Annotated in this window: 7 protein-coding genes; 1 reads left to right on the forward strand and 6 read right to left on the reverse strand. The window is 54.3% G+C overall.

Features of this window, described 5'->3' with window-relative positions; all coding sequences use genetic code 11:
- Nucleotides 1–8: 8 nt before the first annotated feature.
- Nucleotides 9–635, reverse strand: coding sequence for a c-type heme family protein (locus FYC48_RS07200; protein WP_235034127.1), 627 nt, complete (start codon nucleotides 633–635; stop codon nucleotides 9–11).
- 339 nt (nucleotides 636–974) lie between these two features.
- Here FYC48_RS07200 and FYC48_RS07205 point away from each other — a divergent pair, with 339 nt between their 5' ends.
- Nucleotides 975–2,006 (forward strand): NAD(P)H-dependent flavin oxidoreductase, encoded by a 1,032-nt coding sequence (locus FYC48_RS07205; RefSeq protein WP_149496140.1) that lies wholly within the window; start codon nucleotides 975–977, stop codon nucleotides 2,004–2,006.
- Nucleotides 2,007–2,022: 16 nt separating this feature from the next.
- Here FYC48_RS07205 and FYC48_RS07210 read toward each other — a convergent pair whose 3' ends face one another.
- The 5 genes from FYC48_RS07210 to FYC48_RS07230 all read right to left on the reverse strand — a co-directional run bounded on the left by FYC48_RS07210 (nucleotide 2,023) and on the right by FYC48_RS07230 (nucleotide 9,889).
- Nucleotides 2,023–4,089, reverse strand: a complete 2,067-nt coding sequence (locus tag FYC48_RS07210) for a coiled-coil domain-containing protein (protein WP_149496026.1) — start codon at nucleotides 4,087–4,089, stop codon at nucleotides 2,023–2,025.
- 9 nt (nucleotides 4,090–4,098) lie between these two features.
- On the reverse strand, nucleotides 4,099–5,595 hold the full coding sequence (locus FYC48_RS07215) for a hypothetical protein (RefSeq protein WP_149496027.1): 1,497 nt from the start codon (nucleotides 5,593–5,595) through the stop codon (nucleotides 4,099–4,101).
- A 52-nt stretch (nucleotides 5,596–5,647) separates the two neighbouring features.
- Nucleotides 5,648–6,742 carry a trypsin-like peptidase domain-containing protein gene (locus FYC48_RS07220; protein WP_149496028.1) on the reverse strand — a complete coding sequence of 365 codons (1,095 nt, stop codon included), beginning with the start codon at nucleotides 6,740–6,742 and terminating at the stop codon, nucleotides 5,648–5,650.
- Nucleotides 6,743–6,825: 83 nt separating this feature from the next.
- The gene (locus FYC48_RS07225) at nucleotides 6,826–7,542 is read right to left on the reverse strand and encodes a hypothetical protein (RefSeq protein ID WP_149496029.1); all 717 of its coding nucleotides are present in this window, start codon (nucleotides 7,540–7,542) and stop codon (nucleotides 6,826–6,828) included.
- Between the two features lie 286 nt (nucleotides 7,543–7,828).
- The gene (locus FYC48_RS07230; RefSeq protein ID WP_160149378.1) at nucleotides 7,829–9,889 is read right to left on the reverse strand and encodes a hypothetical protein; all 2,061 of its coding nucleotides are present in this window, start codon (nucleotides 9,887–9,889) and stop codon (nucleotides 7,829–7,831) included.
- Nucleotides 9,890–10,099 lie beyond the last annotated feature (210 nt).

A 10,099-nucleotide genomic window follows, 5' to 3' on the forward strand; every position in this document is an offset into this window, starting at 1 on the left:
TTCATTGCTCAAGGAGTTTTAACGGCCATTGAGATCGATAGTCCGGCGACCCGATCTTGAGTATCGGCACGGTGTTTGACGTGGCATTTCAGACACTGTGATGCCAACCGGATTGCCCCGACGTAGCGGTAACGGCCATTTTCGACCGATTCGAATCGTTGATTTCCTTTCTTCAATGCCCTCACGGCTGCTTCTTCGAAATCATCCTCCGGTTCGTGATCGACGTTGACAATATCGGTGTCAACGATCAACCAGCGAATCTTGACGTGATGCGTTTGCAGCATTTCTTCGAACACGTCCTCCAGCGATGACGACGGTATCGCCGCCGCATCGTCTTCGTCAAAAAAATCACGATGCATTACTTGCAATGAACCGTGAATCAATTCATGCATCAGTCGCGCCCGCCCACGGGCTTCGTCGGTCGTCGGTGCTTGCGGCGTCGCACGATCTCCTGCCTCCGCTGGCCCGCTGGTCCCGACATCCTCACCGGTTGCCAGAGAACCATCAGCGAAAGGCCCGAGTTCGGTAAATCCAAGTAACACAACAATCAATACGAGCGAAGTCCAGTTCATTGGTCGGTTCATCGGATTGGCACCGTATAACTGCATGATGGAAAGCTGAATTGTTCGCCGCATCCGTTTCCCTTTGATGTACGTGCAACGATGAGGCTAACGCGATCGCCACGTGAAGCAAAGATGCATGAATCCTACATCTTTATAGATCTGCTATACGGCGACGTCAATGTCGGCGCGCCGCTGGGCGTCTCACACTCCAAACATCCAGAGTTTGGATTCTAAATCGTCAATCGTGATCATCTGGCGATGAAATTCAAACGCGAATTGGGTGATAAAAAAATCATCACTGTGCCAAGTCACATCGTACAAGACCGTCGCTGTTCAAGGCTACAATCGCGTGTCTCTTCGACTGTGACGACAATCCAAACCGACGTCTCGTTTCAATACGCGTTTAAGAATATGACCAAGACTGACCCGCTGAAGACCGAATTTTGTTCGCTCGTTGGGTGCGACTATCCGATCATTCAAGCGGGAATGGGAGGCGTCGCGCGTTGGGAACTTGCGGCAGCAGTTTCGGCAGCCGGTGCGTTTGGTTGTCTGGGAATGGTCCGTGAATCAGCAGATCGAATTCGATCTGAAATTAGGGCGGTTCGTCAGCGGACCGACCGCCCCTTCGGCGTCAACTTAATTCCGGCGGCGACGCCGCCACAACTATTTGCCCAAGAGTTAGCGGCCTGTATTGAGGAGAATGTCGAGCACATCGTTTACTTTTGGGACGTGGTTCCTGCGGCGATCGACGCGGCTAAACGTGGCGGCTGCAAGGTTCTGTACCAAGTCGGTAGCGTCGAGGATGCGGTCGAAGCGGAGGCCGCGGGCGCAGACGTGATCATTGCGCAAGGTGTTGAGGGTGGCGGGCATGTTCACGGCCATGTCACCTCGTTGACGCTGCTTCCGCAAGTCATCAATGCGGTGAAAATCCCCGTGATCGCTTCGGGAGGATTCGCCGACGGAGCTAGCTTGATCGCAGCGATCGCTTTGGGTTCCGCCGGCGTGCACTGCGGGACTGTCTTTGTTGCCAGCGAGGAATCGTTTGCCCATCAAATTCACAAGGAACGCATCATCCAAGCTCGCGAAACTGAAACTGTTCACACCGATGCATTCGCAATCAATTGGCCGCCCCAATCTCCTGTTCGTGTCCTAGCAAACAAGACGACCCAATGTCTGAATGACCGGTTGTGGGGATACTCCGATCAAAGCTTCCCGCATGACGCGATCGCCGAAGAAGAGGGTCGACCAGTCTATCGCTTCAGCACCGACTCGCCGCTTCGTTCGATGACCGGAGAGCTTGATCAATTAGCTTTGTTCGCCGGCCAAGTGACGGGACAGGTCAACGAGATCCGACCGGCTGCAAAGATTGTCGATCAAATGATTCGGCATGCTCGCCAGCGACTGAAACAACTCGGTTTCGACGACGTTTGGCGAGAAGAATAGCGTGATACCTTGTCAGCTACGGAGTCGTTTCGACGACTGGAATCGCTGACGTGGCTCCGCTACCTCCGGGTGCTGGTTCGGCCGGGGAATCCGCGCCTGGTGTGCCTGCTTGTACGTCATCACGCAGCAATCGCCCGGCTCTTGACCGTTCATCAATCGGGTTGAAAGTAGATCTGACATTCACCGATCGGTCACGCGGTGTGTAGCCCGAATCGTACGGCGCAGGGCGGCTGATTCCTGGACGACTTCGAATTCCACTTCGATCAGATGCGGTTGGTATCATCGACGCAGACGCCGAAGCCCCATACCCGCGATGAGACATCTCGAAGGTTTCAGTGGTGGTTTCATCCGCTGCTGCCAGTTCGACTTTGTACAACGTCAATCTGGTTTGATCGATGACTTGGTGCAATTGAAGGACCAGCATACGTCCGGTCAGCGTTTCAAACGAGTGCAGGTCCAAAAACGCTTCGATTGTTGTGAGATGCTGCAATAACCCTTCGTTTTGCTTTCCAACGTTTTGCTTCAGTTTTTCGACTGATTGATTCGCCTTCGTCTCTGCTGTATTTGCAACGACCAGCGTCGCCTCGGCTTGCCCGACTGCTGCCTTCAGTTCGATCCGGCGGGCGACCTGAGACTTAGCTTCTGTTTCGAGCCCCTTGATCCTGAGTTCGTTAACACCGATCACGGACGCTTGATCACGAAGCTGATTCAAAGCAGCTTCGATCTTATCGCGTAACGTCTTAGCCTGATCAGACTGTGCGTCAAGTTTACGGAGCTCCGCTTGATCGGCACCAATGGTTTTGGTTAAGCCGTCACTGATCTGATTGGCGACTTCGATGTTTGCGGTTGCCTTCCCGACAAGTTGGTCGGTTTCCTCGATTTCGGCGTCGAGTATCTGAAGCTCCGCAGTCGCAGATCTAACGATGGCACTCGCGTTTGCCGCAGCTTGCTTTGCCTCCTTCGCTTGGTTTTCGGCTGCTGCTAGCTTTACCGCGGCAGTCGAACGTTTGGTCTGAAACTCGATAACCGATCGTTGAAGTGCCGACAAGACGGTCGGTTCGGCATACATCTTGATTGATGAAGGCATCAAAGCAATCGCCCCGGCACCAGCCAAAACGGACTTCGGGTGGGCATCCGAATCGAGGAACAACGTAAGTGCTCGCAACGCGTTGAGTTGAAGATTCCGATTGGAAGACTGCAGATGAGTCGTGAGTGTTTCGAGGTACTGGTCGCGAAGTGTCCAAAGCACGTTTTCACGATACAGATAACGATTCGTACTATAGCGGGAACCACCATTTTTAATCGCCAGACGCGTCAATTGCTGGATAGCATCCCCGGCAACCGATGGGTCGGATGCCTGGCAATCGACCACCAGCGATTGGGCGTACTGGCGGATATAAGCTTGGTCTGCTGCTAACGCGTTAGCAGCCGCAGGGGCATTCGCTGAATCAAATTCGTGACGTTTACTGGCCTTCTTCCAGGCTTTCCCATCGAGCGAAACCCAAGTTGATTCGTCAGTTCCAACGGTGACCGCAACCCCCGCGACCCTTAGCTGTAGCAATGCGATAACGCCGTGAGCTTCTTTCACGTCACGACATACCACTTCGACAAAGTTGATTCCTTTGACGAACACCTCTTCCGGCGATGTAAGCTTCACGCTATCGACGGTCTTTTCTTCCTGATCGGCGCGGAGTTCCCGCGCGACGTGCCGAGTACCTTTGGCAGTGTAGTGTCCCAAGCGAACGATTCCATCGATGCCGGCGACGGTCTCGATGATCGCGGCATCGGGAACTGTGTTAAGACGAAATCGAAATGAAAGATGCAATTTCGGAAGCAACGTTTCCGTATCAGGATAGGTTACCCAATACGCGTCAAAGTTTTCCGAAGGCGAAACGATCTCAAGCGGTGCTTTACCATCGGTTGGTCCGTCGCTGGCATGGAGCTGCGGTGTTGCACCTTCTAAGGTCGACAAGAATGGCGTCAGATTTGACTGAGCGTCCGGCTCGGTTGCCGCAGTAACGCCGACCCATTGGAGCGCAAACAACAGACTGGCGGTTTTCAATCGTGTCTTAAAGGCGTTCATCGGATGGCTCTATCGAAAAAGGTTTTTGACTGACTGGGCTACGCCGGACTGAGTTATCGGTCGGGTGTAGTAATCGAAGTTCGCACGAGCTTTGGCTATGACGGGATTTTGTTGAAGCTGCCGACCGGTTTCCGAACGGCATTGCGATTCGGCACGTAAGTTTTCTAAGCGTTGACGGATGGGATCGAGAGCTCGCGCGACCACGATGGGCGTTTTCGCGGTGCTGGTAAACATCATCACATCGCCCGGACGCAGCGTACCGAGCGCATCCATCGCAACATCATCAGTTGGGACAGCCGAAACCATCGGCAGGTAGTAGTTTTCCGCCGCAAGGCTTGACGATCGTGAACGACGAAGCACACAAACTTCGTCCAGTAAGATGGCCCGGTTTTGTCGCTCTAGTTCGTCTTGCCGTCGATAAAGCGCGTCTCTGACATACGGCTGAGTTGTCGGGTCGATCGCGTTGTAGGAATCGGCAATCCCAATCGCCGGGATTGGCTGTGGATAGGCAAAAACAGTCCGATCAACGATCGATGTCTCCTCCATCGTCACGGCAAACACGAGGTCACCGTGTTTTGTTTGTAAGTCTCCGATGGACGTTCGCATCACCAATGCGGGATGAAAATACTCGGTAGCTTCAGATCGATCAGCCGGCCGGATCCCAATCAACAGCGGAGCCGGGGTCGGAGGGGCAATGACGACGTTGACTGTCGGCGAGATCACTGCGGCCGCGCTAGTATTCACCTCACTGATCACTTGAGTTTCCAAGTCGGCGATAACGGCCAAGGCTCGGTCGGCGAACACAGGTTCGACGCTTCGATAGGCACTGAACCAGCGTCGCATCGCGTCGATTAAGACCAACACGTCATCAGACATCGAATCGATCGTTTTCGGATCCAACCGGGTTTGCCTACCATTGTAGGTGGTCACCGAATCGATCGAGTTCAGTGCCGATTGTAAGTAGCCGATCAAGCCTTCACCCCGTGGCGGCACATAGGGTGAAAAATTTGGATCCCCTTCGAATAGGTTAGAGATCGAATCGGTTTCCAAGAAGATTTTTTGCAGAGGATCGAGATTGACGCTCGCATTGCGTGGCGGGGTTTGATTCTTCGACGCCGTTCGCTTTATCCCTGGCGGCTCTAGCGTCGTCACCTGTGGGCTTCGCTGATGCGATTGCTGCACCAGTCCGCCAGAACGCAAAATCGCTTGACGAAGCGACAATGACTCACCATCGCAAAGCTCGAAGCGTGTAGGGTTTCGAATCGCACCACCGGTCTGAACGATAGCGATGTTCGTAGACGTATCGCAACCGGTTTGACAACTTGCACGTGTTTGAATGTGGTTCGCTACCGAATTCGGTTCGCCGCGCGTGACATGACAGTTTCTTTCGAAATGAAGACGCTGTGAGATCGCCGTGCAATGGGAGATCGCCGTGCAACCACTTAAAGTCACCAGCAACATGCCTAGGCACGGGATCACAAGTGTCGAATTTGCGTATTGAATCATCGGATCCATCCTCGATAGTGATGGCGACTTCCTTGTCACCTTTTGGTTTGTCTCAGCGAAGTCGGAATGGCATCACGGCCATCAAATTTGTCATGCGTGTGACGACGACCCGATCGACGACGCTGTCATCATTGTCATCCAATACCGCACGGACCATTCCTAAGACTCGACCGTTGGCGGTGCAGACGATCGATCCACTATCGCCCCCTTTGGCAAAGCTTTTCCGAGCGTTATGTCGTCGATTTTGATCTCTTTCTGAGCGAACGATGAAGTGATCGGTCGCGTTTAACCCGGTCCCTTGGATTGGAATCGGCATCGGATGAACCGAATCGATAAATCCCCAAGTCGCGTCGGTCGTCGCACCGATCTTATAAACCGCCAGATCGAGATCGTTTTGCTCGACTTCGCTGACTCGGTTTGGTGGATCAACATCGGACGGCAAGTACTGTCGAAACGGTCCAAGATCACTCTCGGTCACCGAGACGTGTGGCGCAAGAATGGCGGCGTCCAGAAAGTCATTGAACTGAAAGAAACGTGGACTTTCGGTTGTCGCTCTTGCAACCACGTCGCCCTGAATATCCGAGACGTCGTAGTTTTTGTCCGGCGGGTTTTGTGTGTCGGTCACCACGTGGGCACACGTCAAAAAGTACCCGCTTCCGAATGCGTCGCCATCGACTCCCATTCCCAACGTTCCGAACTTGGACGCCGGGGTTCCGTCAGACCTGATCTTCGCCCCCGCATCAGTTGTTCCGGCGGGAACGAAGTTGGAAACGATCACATCGGTCGGCAACGTCCCATCCAAAAACGTTTTGGGCAAACAGTCGCTTGAAGTGGCATCACACTTCCCATCCACATGAAGACGCAGCGCGATGTAGTCCGTTCTAGAGTTGCCGGTAAACTTGTAACCGACGTCAGCGAACTGAAATCCAGGCTGCTTCTTCAGTGTTTCGATCTCCTGGGCGATCACCATTCGTGCTTTCGCGCACGCGACATCCCGCGAGACCGGAAGGAGCCGGACTTTGGCGGACGCGAGTTCATCGGGAAACGATTTGAACTGCTCCGCCTTGACGGTCTTCTTTTTCGATGATCGCCGCGAGTTCGAACGTCGAGCCGAGGTATTCGATCGGGACGCTTTCTTTTTCGCCATCTGTTTGCCTTTAGGTTGTCATCGCTTGCCCCCCAGGGAGGCTAGCTTGCCAACAACGTCGCTCAAGCAAAAACCCTCAAAAACTACTGTGGGGATTCGGCTTCAAGCATCGCATCGGTGAACGCTTGAGCGCCGACATCCGTGCCCGGTATGACCGTGAACTCTTCGTGACAGGGCGCCGAGTCGTTGCAATGCGGGCCGCGGCAATTGAGATAGCGATCGACGAATCCGGCGACGTTGGTTTCAAAGTTGGGGTCATCGATCTCAAAGACCCCCGCCGCCAAAACGCTTTTGACTTCTTTCAATCCCGATTCGGCATCTTCCCCTTCAACTTGCACGGCTGTTGTTGGAGTAAACAACGCGGGAATTTGCGCGACCAAGTTGGCGATCTCTTCCAAGGTTTCGTCGGTGATATCCTGCTGAACCTTTTGGATGTACTGGTCGTCGGTGTAATCGACATCCAGATTGAACGCCCCGGCGGCGGGGCGGATGAAATCGGTGGTAAAAATCTTATCGGTGTAAAGGGTTTCCGACCCGAAGTCATAGACCGGTGGCAGTTCAACCTTCTGCCAACGTTTAATCGTTCCGACGGAGACTTGCTCCAGGTAGTGTGTCTGATAGACGTAGACCCGAAGGTGAGTCGGGACACGTAGCGTGATCGGTGTTCCGTGAAGATGGCCGATCTTATTCCAGCCGGTGTTGCACTCATTGCGAGCCAGCATCGTCGATCGACTCGATGAACATCCTCCGGCAACCATCGTCGCCAATGCGAGCGCACCGGTACACAGTTCTCGTCTCATTGGGTCATCCTTGCGTCATGAGAGATAGCCTTCGTCCGCCGCAGAGGCATCCTGCCAGGGCGACGATCTTGTTATGACCCAAGATCGGAATGTCGGTCTTTACTCACTACAGAGAAACGATGACCTGGCGGCCAAACCACCTGATTGGTGCACCAGAAAACACCCACGCTAACTTTGCCGATCATCGCGATTATTTCGCCAGCACATGATCGACTGACGCGCAGACCTTCTGGGGCAACGCGATGAGCCGTTTTCTTGAGAGCCGGCGGAGACCTACGGGCGGAGTTTAAGGCTGCCCCGGCGCTTTCTTTGCCTCAATCTGGCGAGCACTGTCGTCGATCGAATCGAACTGAAGCTGTGGGAATGCCTTTTCCAGTTCCGTCAGCGGTCGATCATAGTTCGTAACTCGGATAATTAAACGCCCACCGGTTTGTGACATCGAGAGCGGATATTTCCTAATCCAGTCGGGCAATGACCTGAGCATTTCTGGTCCGCCTAGACCTTCCGCATCGCCGACCGTAATGGTCACATCATTTGGGCCCGGCGGCGGTGGCGCGGGGCGATCGCTCCTTCGAGCATCCGGCCCAAAACGGTTGCCCTGGATGCCAGCGGGACCAGCATTTGATGCACCTCGGCCGGACGGTCCAAAACGTGGGCCACCGAATCGGCCCGTCGGTCCCATCGACCTGGGTCCTCGTCCTAGGCCGCCAAAGCCTGGCCGGGTTGAGGGACTTGAATCATCGTTGGCGACCGACGCGGGACCAGGATCGTTTTCGGCCGCTCGTCGCTCAGCTTCTTTCTTGCGTCGCTCTTCGTCGGCCAAACGTTTCTTTTCCGCTTCAGCGATCCGTCGTTGCTCGGCTTCTTTTCGTTCACGTTCGGCTTTTTGTTCTGCGGCTAATCGCTTGGCTTCTTCCTCTGCAGCCGACGCGGTCGCGATTTCGAAACGTTCGTACGATGTTTTTTCGTCAGTCACCAGACGTGACCCTGCCGGTGTAAACATCAAATCTTCGATGTCTTCGTCGAGTTGTCTGGCGCTCTTGACCAGAAAAATAAGTTCTTCATTCTCGATCGCTTCATGGTCTTTCAGCCAACGACCGACCGTCTGTAAGGCCAGCATTGAAGCATTTTCTTGTCGGGTGTAAGCGGTGCCCCGAGGTACCGAAACAAACAGCTTGTTTTTCTTGTTCGGATCGATCAGTTCACGAGCCCGGGCGGCAAAATCGTCGAGAAGTGTGTGGATCTGATCAATGCTTGACCGCGAAGGTTCGTCGCGATCGATCCCGGCCAAGTGACGCGCGAAATCACGCTTGAATTGACCATTCAAACGGATGATCGCAAGCAATCGCCGATCGTCGTCGGTCCAATCTAACTGTTCGTGTTGGAAGGTTCGCGGATCTGGCAACTCGATTGAACTGTGTTCGGCGATTGTACGAATTCCAATCTGAGCCATTGTCAATGTCGCAATCGCACGAGTCACACGTAAGCTAGGGTCCGCGGTTAAGTTCGCGTGCCAAAACGATGATCGCTGGTCGGCTTCGCCGTCTTTTGTATCACCGCCGGGGCGTTTGTTTCGATCCTGCTCATCGTGGACCCGAAAGGAAGCCTCGTCGACTTCTTTTGACTCCGGAGACAATCGGCAAGCACGAACCATGAGTGCTTCGAACTGATCGGTGAATGCTAATAGCTTTTCTGCCGACGCTTCGCTCTGGTCGCCTTCGGGGAACTGCCGCCCAATCGCTTCCGCTTCCGCGGCAATCGCTTCCATGTCTGCGATAACCTTATCGGACGAGTCAAACGACGACTGAATACTTGAAACGATGGTCGACGGGCTCAGACTGGAAAAATCAGTGAGAAAAAATGCCGCGGCGGTGAGAACGACGAGCAACAGTGCCCCCCCGCCAAGGGCGATAGACTTCAGCAATCGACCTTGAGCCCGTTTTTGTCCTGCTGTCCTTTTACGCCCGGTCGCTTGCCCGGCCTGTAAGTAGGCAGGCCGAAGCGGTGTGGCTTGGCTGCCCGCAGGACCGCCAGAGACACTGGTCCCCGAAATTGCGCCGAAAGGGTCGCTCCCAAAGGGATCGTGTTGCAACGATTGCGATGGTTGACTTTGCCGCGTCGCCTGGCCTCCACCGAGGCTCTCAGCGGGATTGGTGGCTGGGCGGCGAGGCGTCTGCTGACTGGGAGGCGGATGACTTGGTTTTGATTGAGGGTTCGCGGTAGCGGGCACCGTCAACTGGAACGACTTGCCACAACTTGGACAAGACGTTTTGACCTTTCCGGCTCCCTGCACATTCAGCCGCATCGTTTTCTTGCAGGCCGGGCACTGACACTGAAATTGAGGCATCGTCGAAGTGAAGTCAAAGAAAAGGGCGAGCTGGGATGTGAAGTCAACGTGCCGGCGCCGATCACCGCAGGCATTCAGGCACTGATGCATCTCGTTTTTCAACGTTGGCTTCGATTCAACAGCCAACGGGCATGCGCAGTCACCTGCTGTGCCTTATTCCGATGCCGAACTTAACACGCAGCAGACATACCTACGACGTTTTAGACCGTT

It is taken from the genome of Roseiconus lacunae (assembly GCF_008312935.1).
GTDB classification, from domain to species: domain Bacteria; phylum Planctomycetota; class Planctomycetia; order Pirellulales; family Pirellulaceae; genus Stieleria; species Stieleria lacunae.

Excerpts from the sequence above, each read along its gene's own strand:
- FYC48_RS07215 (WP_149496027.1), bottom strand. The coding sequence starts at position 5,595 with ATGATTCAATACGCAAATTCGACACTTGTGATCCCGTGCCTAGGCATG.
- FYC48_RS07220 (WP_149496028.1), bottom strand. The coding sequence starts at position 6,742 with ATGGCGAAAAAGAAAGCGTCCCGATCGAATACCTCGGCTCGACGTTCG.
- FYC48_RS07200 (WP_235034127.1), bottom strand. The coding sequence starts at position 635 with ATGCGGCGAACAATTCAGCTTTCCATCATGCAGTTATACGGTGCCAAT.
- FYC48_RS07210 (WP_149496026.1), bottom strand. The coding sequence starts at position 4,089 with ATGAACGCCTTTAAGACACGATTGAAAACCGCCAGTCTGTTGTTTGCG.
- FYC48_RS07225 (WP_149496029.1), bottom strand. The coding sequence starts at position 7,542 with ATGAGACGAGAACTGTGTACCGGTGCGCTCGCATTGGCGACGATGGTT.
- FYC48_RS07205 (WP_149496140.1), top strand. The coding sequence starts at position 975 with ATGACCAAGACTGACCCGCTGAAGACCGAATTTTGTTCGCTCGTTGGG.
- FYC48_RS07230 (WP_160149378.1), bottom strand. The coding sequence starts at position 9,889 with ATGCCTCAATTTCAGTGTCAGTGCCCGGCCTGCAAGAAAACGATGCGG.